At 68.2% G+C, this 17780-nt stretch carries 15 protein-coding genes; 2 read left to right on the top strand and 13 right to left on the bottom strand.

Annotation, left to right across the window (positions count from 1 at the left end; all coding sequences use genetic code 11):
- Nucleotides 1-37 precede the first annotated feature (37 nt).
- Together GO999_RS18005 and GO999_RS18000 are read left to right on the top strand one after the other, a co-directional pair.
- Nucleotides 38-910 (top strand): alpha/beta hydrolase family protein, encoded by an 873-nt coding sequence (locus tag GO999_RS18005; RefSeq protein WP_019719472.1) that lies wholly within the window; start codon nt 38-40, stop codon nt 908-910.
- Between the two features lie 329 nt (nt 911-1239).
- The gene (locus GO999_RS18000) at nt 1240-2427 is read left to right on the top strand and encodes a pyridoxal phosphate-dependent aminotransferase (protein WP_071507252.1); all 1188 of its coding nucleotides are present in this window, start codon (nt 1240-1242) and stop codon (nt 2425-2427) included.
- A gap of 105 nt (nt 2428-2532) precedes the next feature.
- On the opposite strand, the gene GO999_RS17995 is transcribed toward GO999_RS18000, so the two are convergent.
- From GO999_RS17995 to GO999_RS17935, 13 genes are all read right to left on the bottom strand, one after another.
- Nucleotides 2533-2754, bottom strand: a complete 222-nt coding sequence (locus tag GO999_RS17995; protein ID WP_011004091.1) for a DUF7661 family protein — start codon at nt 2752-2754, stop codon at nt 2533-2535.
- Between the two features lie 203 nt (nt 2755-2957).
- Nucleotides 2958-3863 carry an acyl-CoA desaturase gene (locus GO999_RS17990; RefSeq protein ID WP_019719470.1) on the bottom strand — a complete coding sequence of 302 codons (906 nt, stop codon included), beginning with the start codon at nt 3861-3863 and terminating at the stop codon, nt 2958-2960.
- Entirely contained in the window at nt 3860-4171 is a 312-nt protein-coding gene (locus tag GO999_RS17985) for an acyl carrier protein (protein ID WP_011004089.1), read from the bottom strand. The genes GO999_RS17990 and GO999_RS17985 overlap by 4 nt, the downstream gene beginning before the upstream one ends.
- Nucleotides 4168-5085 carry an alpha/beta fold hydrolase gene (locus GO999_RS17980; protein ID WP_019719469.1) on the bottom strand — a complete coding sequence of 306 codons (918 nt, stop codon included), beginning with the start codon at nt 5083-5085 and terminating at the stop codon, nt 4168-4170. The genes GO999_RS17985 and GO999_RS17980 overlap by 4 nt, the downstream gene beginning before the upstream one ends.
- Nucleotides 5086-5099: 14 nt before the next feature.
- Nucleotides 5100-7196 (bottom strand): iron-containing redox enzyme family protein, encoded by a 2097-nt coding sequence (locus GO999_RS17975; protein ID WP_211907071.1) that lies wholly within the window; start codon nt 7194-7196, stop codon nt 5100-5102.
- Nucleotides 7197-7217: 21 nt separating this feature from the next.
- Nucleotides 7218-8963, bottom strand: coding sequence for a carbamoyltransferase family protein (locus GO999_RS17970; protein WP_020830156.1), 1746 nt, complete (start codon nt 8961-8963; stop codon nt 7218-7220).
- 80 nt (nt 8964-9043) lie between these two features.
- Nucleotides 9044-10723: a fatty acyl-AMP ligase gene (locus GO999_RS17965; protein WP_211907070.1), complete on the bottom strand. Its 1680-nt coding sequence runs from the start codon at nt 10721-10723 to the stop codon at nt 9044-9046.
- An 81-nt stretch (nt 10724-10804) separates the two neighbouring features.
- The gene (locus GO999_RS17960) at nt 10805-11731 is read right to left on the bottom strand and encodes a beta-ketoacyl-[acyl-carrier-protein] synthase family protein (RefSeq protein WP_029240516.1); all 927 of its coding nucleotides are present in this window, start codon (nt 11729-11731) and stop codon (nt 10805-10807) included.
- A gap of 30 nt (nt 11732-11761) precedes the next feature.
- Nucleotides 11762-12973: a hypothetical protein gene (locus GO999_RS17955; protein WP_211907069.1), complete on the bottom strand. Its 1212-nt coding sequence runs from the start codon at nt 12971-12973 to the stop codon at nt 11762-11764.
- A complete protein-coding gene (locus tag GO999_RS17950) occupies nt 12970-13947 on the bottom strand; it encodes a fatty acid desaturase family protein (RefSeq protein ID WP_019719463.1) in 978 nt (325 codons plus the stop codon). The genes GO999_RS17955 and GO999_RS17950 overlap by 4 nt, the downstream gene beginning before the upstream one ends.
- The gene (locus GO999_RS17945; protein WP_011004081.1) at nt 13931-14200 is read right to left on the bottom strand and encodes an acyl carrier protein; all 270 of its coding nucleotides are present in this window, start codon (nt 14198-14200) and stop codon (nt 13931-13933) included. Before GO999_RS17945 ends, GO999_RS17950 begins: the two co-directional genes overlap by 17 nt.
- On the bottom strand, nt 14197-16149 hold the full coding sequence (locus tag GO999_RS17940; protein ID WP_211907068.1) for a class I tRNA ligase family protein: 1953 nt from the start codon (nt 16147-16149) through the stop codon (nt 14197-14199). The genes GO999_RS17945 and GO999_RS17940 overlap by 4 nt, the downstream gene beginning before the upstream one ends.
- On the bottom strand, nt 16136-17677 hold the full coding sequence (locus GO999_RS17935) for a PLP-dependent transferase (RefSeq protein ID WP_211907067.1): 1542 nt from the start codon (nt 17675-17677) through the stop codon (nt 16136-16138). Before GO999_RS17935 ends, GO999_RS17940 begins: the two co-directional genes overlap by 14 nt.
- Nucleotides 17678-17780 lie beyond the last annotated feature (103 nt).

Raw genomic sequence — 17780 nt, 5'->3', positions numbered from 1 at the left:
TACGCTTTCTATGACAGTCGTTATAGAAAGGGATCCCATGACCACTGACGTCATTCCTGTGAGCCTCACCGCCGCCGACGGGTATGTCCTCGGCGGCTGCCGCTATCCGGCCGACACGGCGTTGAAGGGGCGCCTGGTCGTTGCGGGAGCGACAGCGGTGCCGCAGGGGTTCTACCGGCGGTTCGCCCAGTTCGCCGGCACCCGTGGCTTCGAAACCCTGACGTTCGATTACCGGGGCATCGGGCAGTCGCGTCCGCCGTCCCTCCATGGATTGCGCACGGATTTCCTGGATTGGGCGCGGCTGGACCTGGCCGCGGCGGTCGACACCATGGCGGATGGCGCCGTGCCGCTGTACGTCGTCGGCCACTCCTACGGCGGGCATGCCTTCGGGCTGCTGCCCAATCACCGCAAGGTGGCCGGCTTCTGCGTCTTCGGCACCGGCGCCGGCTGGCATGGCTACATGCCGCTGGGCGAACGGCTGCGCGTGCTGGCCATGTGGAACGCGGTGCTGCCGGTGCTGACGTGGTGGAAGGGCTACTGCCCGTGGAAGATGCTCGGCCTGGGCGAAGACCTGCCCGTGGGGGTCTACCGGCAATGGCGGCACTGGTGCCGTTTCCCCCGCTACCTCTTCGACGATCCCGCCATGCGGGGGATCGAGCAGGCCTATGCGGACGTCCGGACGCCGATCGTGGCCGTGAATGCGCTGGACGATCTCTGGGCCCCGCCGGCATCCCGCGATGCCTTCATGCAGGGCTACCGCAACGCCCCGCTGACGCGGAAAGACCTGGATCCGAGGCAGATCGGCGGCAAGGTCGGGCACATGGGCTACTTCCGGCAGGCCGGCGAGCCGCTGTGGGAGCGCATGCTGGGATGGTTCTCAAGCCTTCCGCGGACGACGGCGACACGATGAGCCCGTCGTAGCGCCGACGTCGCGCTGTCCGCCCGGGGCAGGACGCCCGCACCGGCCAGCGCGCCATCACGCGCACGCGGCGCGCATCCGCGCAACGGTGCCGCAGGCCCTGCTGCGGCAGGCGGACCGTGGTGCTCGCGCAAGGGGTGCCGCTGCGACGCACCGGCCGGCACCATGCCCTGGCGGAACGCGAAGCCAACAGGCCACGGCACCCGCGCCGTGCCCACAAGCCCTGCGCGCGCCGCCGCCCCTGCCGTATCATCTCCTCCCAGCGATACGTCGCGCGATGGTGTGTCCCCTCCCCCCGATCCCACAGGACAGCAAGCCGCATGAACGCCAGCCTTCCGCCCGCACTGAACCATCCGGTCGCCGCCCGCGACGCCATCCGCGACCTGCGCGCCTCGCGCATCCGCGAAGTGGCCAACGCCGGCCTCGGCCTGCCCGACGTGCTGCCGTTCTGGTTCGGCGAATCCGATCGCGTCACGCCCGAGTTCATCCGCGACACCGCCGCGCAGGCCCTCGCGCGCGGCAACACGTTCTACACGCACAACCTGGGCATCGCCCCGCTGCGCAGCGCCCTGGCCGACTATGTGAGCCGGCTGCACGGCCGCACCGCGATCGATCACGTAGTCGTCACCAGCGCGGGCGTGAACGCGCTGATGCTGGCCGCGCAGCTCGTGGTCGGCCCCGGCGACCGGGTCGTCACCGTGACGCCGCTGTGGCCGAACGTGGTCGAGATTCCCAAGATCCTCGGCGCCCATGTCGAAACCGTCCCGCTCGATTACGGCGCGCACGGCTGGACGCTCGATGTCGACAGGCTGCTCGCCGCCCTCACGCCCGACACCCGGCTGCTGGCCATCAACTCGCCCAACAACCCGACCGGCTGGGTCATGTCGCGCGAAGCGCAGCAGGCCGTGCTCGCGCACTGCCGCCGCCACGGCATCTGGATCCTCGCCGACGAAGTCTACGAACGCCTCTACTACGGCGACCGGCCCGCCGCCCCCTCGTTCCTGGACATCGCCGGGCGCGACGAGCGCGTCATCTGCGTGAACTCGTTCTCCAAGTCCTGGCTGATGACGGGCTGGCGCCTCGGCTGGATGGTGCTGCCCGCCGCCGTCACCGATGACCTGGGCAAGCTGATCGAATACAACACGTCGTGCGCGCCGTCCTTCGTGCAGGAAGCCGGCGTGGTGGCCGTGCGCGACGGCGAAGACTTCATCCGCGGCGAAACCGCGCGGCTGCGCGCGGCACGCGATCACCTGGTCACCGCGCTCTCGGCGCTGCCCGGGGTGGATGTGCGCGTGCCGGAAGGCGCCATGTACGCGTTCTTCCGCATCCCGGGGGCGCAGGACAGCCTGGCGCTGTGCAAGCAGCTGGTGCGCGACGCCCGGCTCGGGCTCGCGCCCGGCAGCGCGTTCGGGCCCGAAGGAGAGGGATTCGTGCGGTGGTGCTACGCGTGCGACGTGGCGCGGCTGGCTACGGGCGTGGAACGGCTGCGGGAATTCCTGCGGGTATAGGTGCAGGCCCTGCTTGCGCCGCGGCCACCGGCCATCCGCGCGGCCGGCCATGGCGATGACGCGGTCCGCGCCGCGCCTCGGATGGCCGGGATCAGGCGGCGCGGCTCATTTGGCGACGATCTCGAGCACGTCGCCGTTTCTCGGCGTGGCGTCCTCGTGATAGATGTCGTACAGATATTGGCCCAACTCTGCGTGCGTCACATCCGGCGGGATGCTGATCTCGGCGGGCCGGCGCTTCCCCTCGGGCCCGAGCCAGTAGCAAGTCCAGCCATCGCCCGTTCGGACGATCGTCATCACTCGCCCAAACACATTAAAGGTGTGTTGCATCGATTCGGTCTCCCAATGCTGCGCACGCGGCGTTTAAAACCGGCGCGCCGAGCGGGCGCAGCCATCCTCATGATGGCACGCGAATCGCCCGCCAGCCTGTTGCCGCGACGGCAATCGAGCCGCGCCGGATCGACTCGCTGATCGCCGGCGCGCGCCGCCATCCGGCCGCGACAGCGCGCAAGGCGTGGCCCGGGCATGTCGCGCTATTTCCACTTGACGGCGCTGGCCCAGCCCAGCCGCTCGAACAGGCGGATCAGCCAGGCGCCGGGGTCCAGCTGCCACCAGGTCTTGCGCGTGGTGGCGCATCCGGGATCGGCGTGGTGGTTGTTGTGCCAGCCCTGGCCGAAGGTCGGCAGCGCCAGCCACCAGCAATTGCGGCTGTCGCCGACGATCCGGCCGCTGAAGGGCTTGGCGCCGATCCGGTGCCCGAACGCATTGATCATCCAGAACAGATGCTGCGTCAGGCAGATCGGCACCAGGCCGCCCCACAGCAGCCCCAGCAGCGCGCCCTCGGCCGTGCGATGGAACAGCGCCCCGGCCACGGTGGGCAGCAGCAGCCCCAGCAGCGCGATCAGGGCGAAGCGCGCGTGCACCTTGAACAGGATGCTGTTCTTGTAGAGATCGACGCCATAGCGTTGCCAGCCTTCCTGCAGCTTCACGTCCGTATCCATGGTCCAGCCGACGTAGCCGTAGAGGAACGACTTGAAGTTGCGCCACGGGCCGCGCAGATCCTTGTTGGGCGTATGCGGATCCTGGTCGGTATCGACAAACCGGTGATGCCGCCGATGGGTGGTGACCCACCAGATCAGAGGGCCATGCCCGCCCATGGAGCCGGCCACCGCGAGCACCCATTGCAAGCCCGTGCCGGCCTTGAAGGCGCGGTGCGCGAAGCAGCGATGGAACCCGACCTCGATCCCCATCATCGTGAACAGATACATTGCCAGGCACATCGCCAGCTCGAACCGGCCCACCTGCCAATCCGCAAACAACAGCAGCACGGCGACCACCAGCCCGCCGATCGGCAAGGCCACGAACAGGCGCCCCAGGACATAGTCGTACTTGCGCAGCCGCAAGTTGTGCTGCCGCAGCATGACGGACTCTTCGATCATGCCTCGCTCCCGGCCAGGTCGCAGCCCTGCTGAACCCGACCGGCCGTCAGCTCGCTGACATGCTGCGCCAGCGCAGCGATCGACGGGTACTCGTAAAGCGCCGTCGGGTTCAGATCGCAGCGGGCCCAGGACGACAGGTCGCCGGACATGACGATCGCGATCATCGAATCGACACCGTGGTCGGCAAAGGTGGCCTGGGTGTCGATCTTCTGCGGATCAATGCTCAGCTTGCCGGCCAGGTAGGCCACCAGCCATTCGGAAACGGTATCGGCCTGCAGGGGAGTCGCCTGGGAAGGGGGTTGGTTCATGATGCGCTCGTCTCAACGGTGAATGAAGGATTGGGCTGAAGATGCGATGCTTGGGACGCGAGCCAGGCGACGACGACGTCGGTCTGGTCTGCCGTCATCAGGTGGGGGCAGTGGCCGGCATCCGCCACCTCGACGACGTCGAGCGCCGGATGCGTGGCCTTCATGCGGCGGACCATCTCGGGCGTCAGGACCTCCGAGCGCGCGCCCCGCACCAGCAGCACCGGGCAGGACACCTGCTCCCAGAGGTGCCAGATGTCGGTCGGCTTCGCCCCCGCGTCGGTATAGAGCCTGGGCAGCGCCGGGTCGTAGCGCAGCGCGTAGCGGCCATCGCCCAGGGATCGGATCGCATGGCGCACCACGTGGTCGGCCACCGACTCGGGCAGCGCGCCGCCCTGCCGCAGCGCGGCGCGCGCCCACTGCTCGGCCGCCGTCTTCGACTGGAAGCTGGGGTAGTAGCCGATGAGCTTGGCGATGCGCTGGTACAGGTCGGGGTCGATGCCGGGGCCGGCGTCGTTGATGACCAGGCAGCCGACCTGCGACGCGGGCTCGGCCGCGAGCACGATGCCCAGCAGGCCGCCGTAGGAGCTGCCGACATAGCCGACCCGGCCCTGGCCGGCCCGCGCGGCGATGAGATGGCGCAGTTGCGCCAGGAACAGCTCGGACCGGTACATCAGCCGCTCGCCCACCCAGGCGCTGTCGCCGTGGCCGACGAGATCCGGCGCGCAGACGCCGAAACGCCCGGCCAGCTGCGGCAGCAGAACATGGAAGTCATGCCGGTTGCGGGTAATGCCGTGCACACAGAGGAGCTGCGCGGCCTCGTCGCCGGCCGCGTCGCATTGCTCGACGGCATAGCTGACCGGCGTGTCCTGGTAGGCAAACTGCCGCGTTGTTTGGAGGCAATGAGGGCTTTGCATTGGGGGCTCGGAAGTCAATGCCGGGCGGCCGATGTCGCGCTGGACATCAATACGGCCAGCTCGACGCGGAACAGGTAGATCATGGTCAGGAAGCCGGTCCAGATGCGGGTCCACACCAGGTCGGCCACATCGGTGCCGTACCGGTCCAGCACCGACGCCATGTGCTCGGCGATGGCGTTGACGCTCTGCCGGGCATGGCCTGAAGAGAAGTTGTCGATGGACACGTGCACGCGCCAGAAGTCCGCCCGCAAGCCGCGCGGCTCCAGGTTGCGGATCATCGCCTCGTAGAAGCCGTCGAGGCCCGACATCTCGATCGCCAGGTTGATGCCCAGGGTCTCGGGGTAGTACTGCTGCGCGCAAACGCCCACGGCCAGCAGGAACGACGGCACCTTGTAGGCCTGCTCCGGAATGCGCGGGTCCTGGGCGAAGGCGTCGTGCCACGCCTCAGCGAACTCGAAGCCCATGTCGGCGAGCAGGCGGCGGTAGATGTTGGCGTGGTTGGCCTCGTAGCGCCCGTTGCCCACCTCGTCCGCGAAGATGCTGAACAGCCGGGCCTTGACGCCGCGGGACAGCTCGGCGGCGCCGGCGTACCGGAGCCAGCAGCCATCGACCAGCGCGAAGGGCGCGAATGCGATGTGCAACTGCCGCAGGCCCGGGTCGCAGAGGTCGAGCTGGAGTTTCTGCGTCTGCTCGGCCTGGAAGTAGTAGAGGCTCTCGATGCGGCGCTCGAATTCGGCGCGCGAGTACGCGAAGGGCCGCGCCAGCGGCTGCGCCTCCATGCTCGGCCGCAGCTTCGCGAACTCCGAGGCGATGCGCTCCACCACCTGCCGCGCCACCTCGATCGACGCCGGGCGCGACTCGGCATTCAGGATGGCGCTGTAGGCCGTGCGGAAGCTGCCGTGGCCATCGGCGCATGCCGGCGCGGTGTCCAGGGCCGCTTGCCGGTCACGCGCCAGGAAATCCTGCCAGCGCGCGGCCAGGCCGGCTTCCGTCGCGGGTTGCTCGCCGGCGGCCAGCATCCGGAAGTGCGCCTTCAGTGATTCGATCTCGGGCGGGGCGAACACGCCCTGCATCTTGCCGCCCTCGCCGAGCAGGTTGCGGAAGAAGGGACTGTCATCGATGCACGCGCGCCGGATCCAGTGGGAGTTCCAGAGCGCCTGCAGCAGGGCCGCCCCCGGGTGCTCGCTGTCGTTGAACCATTCCACCAGGCGCCGGCCGGCAAGCGACACGTTCGGGTGATGGATCAGCGCAAAGCGGGCCTTGTGCTCCATGATGTCGGCGGCCCGCCGGCAGGCGCGGGCGGCGCTGTCGCGGGTGGCGTCGTCGAGCAGGCCGAGGCAGGCGCGGAACAGCATCGCGCCATGGCGCACCCCGTCGGCGGTGGCGGCCGTCGATCCGATTCCGTCGGGCTCCAGGCCGGCCAGCGCCTGCCACAGCGCGCGGCTGCGCGTCCGGTAGAACCGGCCCTGGGCGGTGCCGTGGGTCAGCAGCGCCATGGCCCGCCACAAGGCACAGGCGAAACCGGCGATCTCCGGCAGGCGCTCGCAGGCCAGGGTGCCGAGCGCGGCGGGAATGCTTGCCGCGAGGAAGGCCTCGTCATCGAAACCCGCCTCGGCGAGATCGCCGCGCAGATCGTGCTGCGGGCCGAGCCAGGCGCCCGTGTGGCGGGCATGGCCGTCGAGCGTGGCCAGGATCGCCGGCTGATCGCCGTCGTCCAGCAGCCGGAAGAGGACGTGCATCAGCGGCCGCGAGAAGTTGCGGACGTCGGCGATCTGCAGCAGGAGGCGATCGCTGGCGCAGGCCAGAAAGCGCAGCTGCGGCAGCACGCCCACGGCCCCCTCGGCGCGCCGGCACAGCGCGGCGATGGTGCGCGCGCCAGACACGGCCGAGCGCCGCAGCGAACCGCTTCCGGCCGGCGGCAGCTCGGCATCGAAGAACCGGGTACTGGCCTTGGCCAGATACAGCCGGTATTCCGAGGGCGCGTCGTCGCACAGCAGCCGGCACAGCTCGCGCGGCGACGGCAGTGCTGCCTGCGCGATGCATGCGTGCCCCCGGGCCGAGTAGGCCTCGCGCTCGCCGCCGACAGCGGCATGAAGGATCGGATTGGTCATTTGCCTGGAGCCACCGATGCGCTAGCGCTTGGAGAAGACGTGGTCATTGATCACCAGCAGGTCGAGCCCGGTCGACAGGAACACGGTGAAGGCATCCGCCGCGCTGTGGACGATGGGCTTGCCCATGACGTTCAGGCTGGTGTTGAGCAGGACCGGGGTGCCGGTGCGCGCATGGAAGGCGCTCAGCAGCGCGTGAAAGCGCGGGTTCCAGTCCCGGCGCACGGTCTGCAGGCGGCCGGTATGGTCGACGTGGCACACCGCGGGGATGGCCTCGCGGTAGGCCTCCCGGATCTTCAGGGTCTTCTCCATGTAGGGCGTGGCCGAATAGTCTTCGAAGTAGCGGTCGCCAAACTCGTCCAGGATGGAGGGCGCGAACGGCCGGAAGCCTTCGCGGAACTTCACGATGGCGTTGATCCGCTCCTTCATCGAGGCGCGCCGCGGATCGGCCAGGATCGAACGGTTGCCGAGCGATCGGGGGCCGAACTCGGCGCTCCCCTGGATCCAGCCGATCACCTTGCCGTCGGCCAGTTCCTGGGCCACGTAGTCGCACAGCTCGCCCGGCGTCACCGGCACCTGTCCGAGCATCGCGCCGTTCTTCAGGAAGGGCGCCAGCTCCCGGTCGTCGATCGCCGAGCCGAGGTAGGGCGAATGGAAGGCCGGGCGCGGCATGGCGCCGCCATCTTCGGCATAGGCCAGCAGCGCGGCGCCGACGGCATTGCCGTCGTCCGACGGCGCCGGCGGCACGTAGAGCTGCGCGAAGCCGCTGCGGGGGATCACCTCGCCGTTGAAGGTCGAATTCAGGGCGCAGCCGCCGGTGAGCACCAGCCGGTCGGAGAGGCCCAGTTGCCGCAGCCCGGCCAGCATCTCCAGCATCAGTTCACTGAAGTAATGCTGCGCGGTGTAGGCGATGTCGGCCACCGACTCGTAGCTCTGGCCGGGGCGGCGCGCAAAGGCCTGCAGTTCACGGTAGGTGCCGGCCGCGTTGCCGTCCATCACCAGATCGAGGCCATCGACGTAGATGTGGCGGCGCAGCACGTCCAGGAACGCCGGATTCAGCTGGCCATACGGCGCCAGGCCCATGACCTTCCATTCTTCGCCATTGACGATGTCGAGGCCCAGCAGCGCGCAGATCGTGTAGCCGTAGTACAGGCCCAGGCTGGCCAGCGACCCGTACTGCCCCTTGGCGGACCGGGCGCGCCGGATCGGCTCGACCTTGCCGTTGCGGTAATGGAAGTAGCTGCTGTGCACGCCCTCGCCGTAGCCGTCGAAGACCGCGCAGACCGCGTCGTCGAAGGGCGAGGTATGGCAGGCGTAGGCCGCGTGCGTGAGGTGGTGCTCGTAGCTGCGCACCGAATGCTCCAGGCCCTGCAGGCTGCAGTAGCGCTCGATGCCGTTGCCGGCCAGCCGGTAGTTGGGCTCGATCAGCTTGTCGCCCAGCCCGGCATGGAAGGCAACGCGGGCGACCCAGTCGCGATCGGTCCGGGCGTCGGTCCCGGCCAGCGCCTTGAGGATGTGCGCGGCATCGGTGCGCATCTTCTGCGGCGCCTCCCGGCTCCAGGTCTTGGCGACGACGATGGCATCGCAGTCGCTGCAATACTGCTTCAGCAGCCGCGGGATGCGCAGCGGATCGTCCGGCGGCGTGTTCACCGCGCGCTTGTTCTGCAGGAATCGTTCGGTCGCCTCGGCAAACACGATTTCACCGTCCGGATTGACGATGGCCAACGCGTTTTCATGGCCGGTGCAAGCGAGTCCTATGTAGTATTTCATCGAAGATTTCCAGGCAACCCCGACCGGGTTCAGACAGGCCGGAGGGATGGGTTCGAAATGGGCGCCGGATGGGCCGGGGACTAGGCCACCGGCTCGGGCTCCGGGGCACGCTGCTGCAGATACAGCTGCTTCATCTTCATGCGCATGGGCTTGCCGCTGGAGGTGCGCAGGATCCCGCCGATCGGGAGCAGGACCACGTCGCTCGGGCGCAGATCGAACTCGCTCGCCAGCGCCGCGCTGATGCGGGCCTTGATGTCCTCGGGCGGGGTGTCCCGGGTGCCGCGCCGCAGTTCGGCCATGACGACGATCGACTCGTCCCCCTCGCCCGCGTGGGAAAACACGGCCACGCCTTCCGGGTTGAGGGCCTCGTGCGCGCCGCGGATGGCGTTCTCCAGGTCGCTGGGGAAGAAGTTGGCGCCACGGATGATGATGACTTCCTTCATCCGCCCGAGGATGTAGAGTTCGCCGTCCCGCAGCACGCCAAGGTCGCCGGTCTGCAGGAAGCGGCCCGCCCTGCCCTCCACCCGGCCGTGGAAAGCCTCGCTGGGGTGGCCCCAGTAGCCGGCGGCCACGCTGGGGCCGCTGACCCACACCTCGCCCATCGACCCGTCCGCCACCGGCCGGCGCGACTCCGGATCGACGACCAGCAGCGCATGCCCGTCGAGAGCGCTGCCGCAAGACACCGCGTCGCGGAACTGCGCCCCCTGCCGGCTGTCGGCAATCTCGGGCAGGACCTTGTAGCCCGCGCCCCGCGCCCCGCCCGAGATCATCAGCGTCGATTCCGCCATGCCGTACGTCGGGTAATGCGCGGCGCCCCGAAAACCATAAGGCGCGAACCGGCGGGTGAAGCGCTCCAGCGTCTGCGCGTTGACCCGCTCGGCGCCGTTGAAGGCGAGTTCCCACGAGCTCAGGTCCAGCCCGGCGCATTCGCTGTCGTCCACGCGCTCCACGCAGGCCTGGTAGCCGAAATTGGGGCCGCCGCTAGTGGTGATGCGGTACTGCGAAATGAGCCGCAGCCAGCGCACCGGCTTCTGAATGAACAGCAGCGGCGACAGCAAGGTGATCGGGTAACCGGTGTAGACCGGGCTCAGCACGCCCCCGATGAGGCCCATGTCGTGGTACGGCGGCAGCCACACCATGCCGCGCGAGGCCGGGCCGAGGCCGAACTTCTGCTCGATGCCGGCCAGGTTCGCCATGATGCCGGCATGCGTGACCACCACGCCCTTGGGATCGCTGGTCGAGCCCGAGGTGTACTGCAGCAGCGCGATATCGCTGGAGGTGATGTCCGGCGGCTGCCACGCATGGTTTTCGGCGGCCAGGCCGGCCGGGGCAACCAGCTCGACATCGTGCAATCCGGCGGACTGCAGGAGCGCCGCCAGCGGCTGCATCGAGGCTTCGTCGCACACCACCAGCCGCGGCGCACAGCTGCGGATGATCTCGACGATCTTCGTGCGATGGCGCATGCCCCTGAGCGGCGTGCAGGGCACCGCGACGGCGCCCGCCAGCAGGCATGCGAAGAAGACGGAGGTGTATTCCTCACCCACCGCGCAGAGGATCAGTACCCGCTCCCGCTGCAAGCGCCGGTGCTGCAGGGCGGCGGCCAGGCGCTTCGCATGGGTGACCAGGGTGGCGTACGACCACTCCAGGCGCTGGCGGTCGTCGTGGGTGACAAAGCGATAGGCCACGCTGCCATCGCAGGCCGCTTCGCGGTCCAGCAGGCGTTGTGTCAGCGTGAGCGTTTCGGCTCGGCTTGCCGTCATCGTTGCTTCCGGTTTCAAGGGGATCAGGAGGGGTGTCGAGGCGAACCGTCGGGGCCGCCGCCCGAGGCGGGGCCCGCGCCCTCAGGTCTTCACGAACGCCGAGGTGAACCAGTTGCTCTTGCCGGTGGCCAGGCACAGCACCAGGTTTCCGGGCATGAGCCGCTGCTCCGCCAGCAAGCGCTCGAGGTTGAGCGAGATGTCGCAGGCATACGCGTGGGCGACGTCCGCGACATCCGGGCAGAAGTGGACCTCGCGCTTCACGCCGGCCACGTAGCTGAACATCGCCAGGGCCGACCGCGCGAAGTTGCCGGTCAGGAAGACATCGATCTTCTCGCGCGCGATCGCCCGGGAGCGCAGCAGCGTCTCGACGCATTCCTTCATCGCATCGGTGGAAAGCTTGAGAAACTTCGGCGAGTAGGCCGCGGAAGCTTCCATCCGCAGCCGCTGGTCGGAGCGCTGCAGGCTGTCGAGCAGCCGGAAATCGTTGTCCGGATCGGTGTTCACCACGAAGCAGGCCGCGCCGTCGCTCACGACCACGTTGCCGTCGATGACGCGCTGCCCCTCATCCAGGCAGGTGTCGGTCGCGATCACGAGCACCTGGCGCGCCTTGCCGGATTCGATCATCCCTTGCGCCAGTTGCAGCGCGGCCATCATGTTGCCGCACTCCGACGAGAAGACCCCGGTCACGTTGACCTTCTCCAGCCCCAGGCGCACCAGCGCTTCGCCGAGCAGCCCGTTATAGCAATCCGGGTCCTTCAGCGTAAGGGTCGCGTAGATGACCAGGTCGATGTCGTCCCGCAGCTCGGGGCGGGCGTCCAGCAGCTTGCGCACGCATCGGTACGCCAGCTCGGCCGGGCCGTGCGCCGATTTCCGGTAGTGGCGGAACCCGCCGTTCAGGATGTGGGCCCGCAGCTCCGGCTGCTCGCGCAGCTGGGGCAGCGCCTCCACCGGGTGTTTCTCACCCAGCTCATGCTGAAAGCCTCCGAAGTAGACGTGTCTCGTTTGCATGCTGCTCAGTCGGTTGGGAGAAAAGGGGCGTCACGCGTGCGGCATCCAGGCGCCAGCCGCGCCCGGAAGTTCGCTGCCGCGCGGGCCGGAAGCGGCCGCGGTGCTGCAAGCCAGCAGTGCCGCGGCCAGGGCCTCGGCATGGCCCGCCAGCCAGGGGCTGCCGGCACCGTCCGGCTTGCCGTGGTACTTCGGAAGAATGAGGGGGCGTCCGGTGTTCAGGCGGCACCACATGCCTTGCGCCGTTCCCTGCGCGTCCAGCGGCGGGTACACCGCGCAGAAGCTGTAGCCGCCCGCCTCCAGCGTGCGCTGGGCCCCCAGGTAGGCCTCGGTCAGCGGCAGGATGACGGTCAGCGTGCAGCATTCCAGCTGCTCGAGCCGGTGCAGCGCGCGGTGGAAGTCCTCCCCGCCCGGGCCCACCACCAGCTTTGCCGGGTTCTTTTCCGGCTGATAGTCTTCGTCGAGCACGGCCCAGCCGGCGGGAACCTCGGCACAGCCGCCCACGGGCCGCCTCAGCCGGGGCGCGGCGCCCCAGTTGTCGATGAAGACCTGCCGCACGAACGCTTCCGTGCCGTCGCTGAACACATGGATGTCCCTCAGCCCCGCGACGGTCGGCGCATCGTGCAAGGCGCCCGGCAGCCGCACGAAGAAGTCCAGCAGCTCATAGGACCCCGCGCCCGCGTCCGGCATCAGATACCAGGGGGCATAGCCCCATTGGGTCATCTTCATCACCTTCGAGACCAGGTAGCGCACCGCGCCGCCGCCGCGCACCCGGCCCTGCCTGGCGGCCCGGCTGCTGCAGTTGCGCGACGTGCAGAAGAAGCTGCGATAGCGGGCAACCGCCGACGCCCGCCAATGCTGCAAGAACAGCGCAAAGCCGTACTTGGCGCTCCCGTCGCTGGCCGAGCCGCTCTTTCCCAGCTCGCCGATGCCCGACCCGAAGGGAAAACCGGCGTCATACAGCGAGAGCGTGCCGAACTGGTGGGCCTGCCTGCCGGCCTCGTTCATGGACCAGACGCAGCTCGTCTGCGCCCCCTGTTCGAGGGCCGCGACCAGGTAGCGGCTGTCCTGGGTGGGCGCCGGATAGTCGGGCCCGTAGCACTGGGCCACGATGCGCGCGATGATGGCCGCGTGCTCGTGCGCAGCGGCCCTCACCGCTTCCGGCGAGGCGAATTGGAAATCTTCGGGGACAGTCGCATCGGCATCCAGCAGCCCTGCCATGAAGGCATCGATCGCCTTGCTCATGCGCGTTCCCGCTCGACCGCCGGCGCGCCGCGCAGATCCCGGAAGGTCTTGAGATGAAAGCCGAGGTAGGAAGCCTCGCAGTACTTCACCTGCTTCTCGAGGAGCTTGTGCGCCTTGGGCAGGTTGTAGAACGGCACATAGGGAAACGCATGGTGGGCCGTGTGGTAATTGATGTTCCAGAAGATCTGGCGCACCAGCCAGCTCGACCGGACCGTGCGGGTGTTCTCCAGCGCATTGCCGCCCGCGTCGACCTTGTAGTGCTCGGGCAGGCTGATCAGGTAGAGGATGAGCGGGAAGAACACGCAGACCGGCACCAGGAAGGTCTTGACCGCGATTTCCGGCGCATTCCAGGTGAACGTGGCCACGGCTGCGCACCACAGCAGCATCACGATGAAGTCCGTCTTCACGGCAGCCAGGTCGGATGTCTTGGTGTTGAAGAACGCGGTGCGCCGGCCGAAGAACGCCAGCACGCTGTACTTCCACTCGTTGTAGAAGAACGAGTTGAAGATCGTGGACCACGACAGCAGACCCTTGAGGTACTCGGCGCGGCTGCGGTAGCCGTAGAGGCCGATCTCTTCCTGGGTGTCGCCCTCCTGCATGGTGTGGGCGTGGTGCTTCAGATGGTAGCCACGATGCAGCGTGAAGTTGAGGAAGTTGGTCGCCATGAAGAGCGAGCCGGCCAGGCGGTTCAGCCAGCGCGACCCCGAGAACGAGGAATGCACGCATTCATGCCCGACCAGATTGAGCCCCCCCAGCATGGCCCCCAGCACGATCCAGATCGGGACCCACAGCGCCGGGTGGTCCACCAGCATGCCGACGCTGGCCAGCGCGGCATACAGCGCCGCCAGCGCGGTGAACTGGATGACGAAGCGCACCGGCCGCTTCCTGGTGAGCGCGCGCTTCTGCTCCTGCGTCAGCCGGATCGGCGCGTAGCTCAGGAATGCCTCGCGGTCTGCGTTACGCGTGGTCGGCATGGTCGCCCCCCAGAAGACGGCAAATGGAATCGACGGACCTGAAGTCGTTCGGCCCCAGGTTCTCGCCCACCAGCCGGACATCGAAGCGACTCTCCAGCGCGTCGATCAGGAACAGCAGCTTCAGGGAATCCAGCCCCTGGTCCCGCAGGCTTTTGCCGGTGTCCACGGCGTCGGCGCCGATTTCGAGGACCCCGGCGGCAATGGCCCGGACCTCGGCGGCCAGTTGGGGCGGATCGGTGATGAGGTTGGTCATGGATGCTTGGGCGGCGGGCTCGCCGCCAGGCTCGGATGGAAAGGAGACAGCAGGCGGCAGAACGCCTGCCGGACGGAGGTCGAGGCGAAGGCAAGCGCCGGCCGGTCGGCCAGCGCCATGACGGCACGGTAGGCGGCGCCGACCCGGAAGGCCTGCATCAGGCGGTCGACCTCGGCCTCGGCGGCGGCGACTTCGGCCTGCGTCATCGGGCTGCCGGACGCGCCGTCGGCCGTGACGGGCTGTGCCAGCTTGCGGCCCAGCTCGGCCACGCGCGGCGTGAGCCGGTCGAGCTGCCCGATGTCGAAGCGGATGTGGGGCTTGTTGGCGTCCTTGTGGGCGGCATCGTAGACAGCAGCCCGCAGGGCTTCGACGCCATGCCGCTCGACGACGGCGCGGATGTCGATCACATTGCCCTTGGACTTGGTCATCTTCTCGCCGTGCTGGTCCACCAGCAGCCCGTGCACCATCAGCGATCCGAAGCCGGCTTCGTACCCCAGCGCGCAGGCCAGGATGTTCTTCAGCGAGCCCCAGTAGTGATAGATGTCATGCCCGCACACGGTGAAGTCGACCGCGTTGCGCAGCTCGCCGGACGGATTGGCCGACGGCCCCATCAGGCAGCAGCTGAAGAAGATCGAGATCACCTCGGGCGAGGCCTCGAAACCGGCGCCGGCGCACTGGCCGCACTGCGCCGGGTGATCCTCCGCCACCACGGTCGCGCCGCAGCCCCGGCATCGCCAGACCGGCAGCGCCTGCCCCCACAGCGACTGGCTCGATACCTGGAAGTCGCGATTGGTGGCGTAGCCGCCGTAGTCGCTGGTGTTCAGCGTCTCGTGATACCGGTTCGCGATGGGCCGGCGCAGCTTGTCCAGCCAAAGTTCGAAGCCCTTCTGCCACAGGGCCGAATGAAACTGCGGCGGTTTCCCCGCCCGCGCCAGCCCCTTGCGGATATCGAAGTACCACTGCTCGGACACCAGGGGATGCAGTGCCGTCGAGCACACGCCGCAATGGGCCACCTGGTGGTCGGCCTCTTCGCGTGCGATCGTCCATCCGTCCCGCGCCAGGGCCTGCTCGACGGCGATGCGGCTGGCCGCCAGGGTGTCCTTGCGAAACGCCGGGTAGTCGCCGCTGACGTTGCCGTCGCAATCATAGGTGTTGACTGGGGCGGCCGTCCCCAGCGGCTTGAAGTCGGCCGGATTGACCTGCGGGTTGCAGATCGTCAGGTAACGGCTGTCGAGGTCCGGATGTTCGCTGCCCGCCTCGATGCGCAGACGGCATCCCAGCAGACTGACCTCGCGGCCGACCAGTTGGTCGAACCGGGGATGCGCCGGCACGATCCGCAGCGCGGTGGCGCCCAGCAGCCGCTCCAGGCCGTAAGTGGCGATGGTGACGGCCATCCCGGCATCGGCATGGGACACAAGCAGCCGGGGGACACGCTGGACGCTGGACTTCACGTCGATCTCGGAGATCGAGGTGCGGCAACACGGGCACCAGTTCACCATCTCCGTCGACGGGTAGATGTAGCCGTCGCCGTGCAGCTTGACGAATGCCTGCCGCATGAACCGCACGCGCTCGAGATCCATCGAGTTGTACTCGGCATGCCAGTCGGCATCCACGCCGATGCAGGCGATCTGCCGGACGATGGATTGGCGCGTCTCCTGCTGCCAGCGCTGGAATGCCGCCATGTCCCACTGGCCGCCGTGCTGCCGCTTGTAGGCGATCTCGGCACGCGAGCCGGCGTGCTCCGTGCCCGGGAAGAAATGCACCACCTCGCCCCGGCTGCGGAAGTAGCGCACGTAGGTGTCGAGCAGCGTGAAGCTGAAGCCATGCCCCAGGTGCAGGTCGCCCGTCACGTTGGGCGGCGGCAGCAGGACGAAGCGGCCCGGCCGCGCCTCGGGTGGGCGCGGCGCGGCCGGTTCGCCGCTCGCGTGCGGAGGCTCAGGCCAGCGCATGCGTCAGCTCGCGTTCCAGGTAGCTGCCTTCCAGCAAGGTCGCCTCGATGGCCCGGCACAGCGCCAGGATGGATTCCGTGCCCAGCGCGCCGACAAACAGGCGCAGATAGGGCTTGTCGAACCCGGCCATCGCCGACGAGGCCGACACGCGCGGAACCGTGTGGCCGAACGACACGCCCTTGATCAGGCGGACGCCCCGGGCAGCGCAGACCTCGATCAGCTCGCTGATGAGGCGGTTGAGCTTGGGGTAATCGTTGCCGGACCGGAACTTGAACGACACGCAGCCCCCCAGTGTCCGGTAGCGCTGGCCGATCTCATGATCCGGATGCGACGGGTGACCCGGATAGTGCACTTCCACGATGGACTGCACGGCGGCCAGGTCCGCAAAGTAGTTCGTGACCGTCATCGCATTCCTCGCGATGATGTCCATGCGCTTCCATAGCGTTTCAGCGGTGTACTTCGGGAACGTGTTGGCGCAGTCCCGCGACAGGATCGCCCCGGTGTTGCGGCGAATGACGCCCAGCTTCTCCCGGTGCGCGACGGGGGCCAGCACGTAGCCGGCCATCACGTTGTCGAAGCCGAGCTGGAGGTACTTCGAGCAGCTCTCGTAATAGATGATCTCGACCTTGTCGCTGGCCGCCGCCCACTCGCGCCGGTAGCACCCCGGCGACATCGTGCCGTCGATCACGACGCTCACGCGGCTGGCCACCATGGCGCCGATCTCGCGGAAGAACCGGTCGAGATCGATCAGCCGCTGCTCGGGCGTGTTGGACAGCGGATCCAGGAAGATCACCCGGGGCTGATGCGCCTTGGCCATCGCGAGTATCCGGCCCACGTCATAGCTGTCGGCGAAGACCACGTCGAATGACTTCAGCGTGGTCAGCTGCCCGGACGCCTCGAAGTAGATGTAGGGAGAGACCAGGACGGTGTCGTTCGGGTTCAGCAGCTCGCGCACCGCAAACGCCTCCACGATGGCGTAGGCCGCCATGCCGGACGAGGTCAGCAGCACCGCCGTCTGCTCGGGGTCGTAGCCGAGCACTTCGGCAAGCTGCTGCTCGACCACCTCCACCTCCTTCGACTCGTAGCGCTCGTAATTCACCCGCGCATTGCGCTGGGCGCGCAGGTCAAAGAACTGGTTGGCGCCGGACTGCTCGTAGGACGGCGCGCACCATTCCAGGCATTGAATGACGTAGCTCTTGGTCTGCAGCATCATGCGCGCGAACTGCTCGCATTCGACGGTCTGGCGGTCCAGCTCGCTGTCGGCATGCAGGCCCCGTTCGGACGCGATCCGCGCTTGCGCCACCTCGATGGCGGAAGACATCGCCGACTCCAGCTGGTCGATCAGCGCCCGCTGGATCGGCACGTGATTCGCCTTGCAGTACAGGACGTACTCTTGCAGGCGGCGCTTGAGCTCGACCACATCGGACGTCGCCGACAGCAGCTGTGCGAGACCAATCGTGGCCGTTTCGACCGTCACCGGCTTGGCGCCGACCGGGGCGGCGTCCGTTGTCAATTCTTCGCTGTACATGGTTCTTCCTAAAGGGGGCAAATGCGGACCGCAAAGTCGAAAGCGTCGAAACGCGATGGGCCGCCACGTACCGGAAAGCGTTCGGGGCAAGGCCGCTCAAGCG

Origin of the sequence: Ralstonia nicotianae (genome assembly GCF_018243235.1) — a bacterium.
GTDB lineage: Bacteria > Pseudomonadota > Gammaproteobacteria > Burkholderiales > Burkholderiaceae > Ralstonia > Ralstonia nicotianae.
This window is presented reverse-complemented; position numbering and strand designations above follow the sequence as displayed.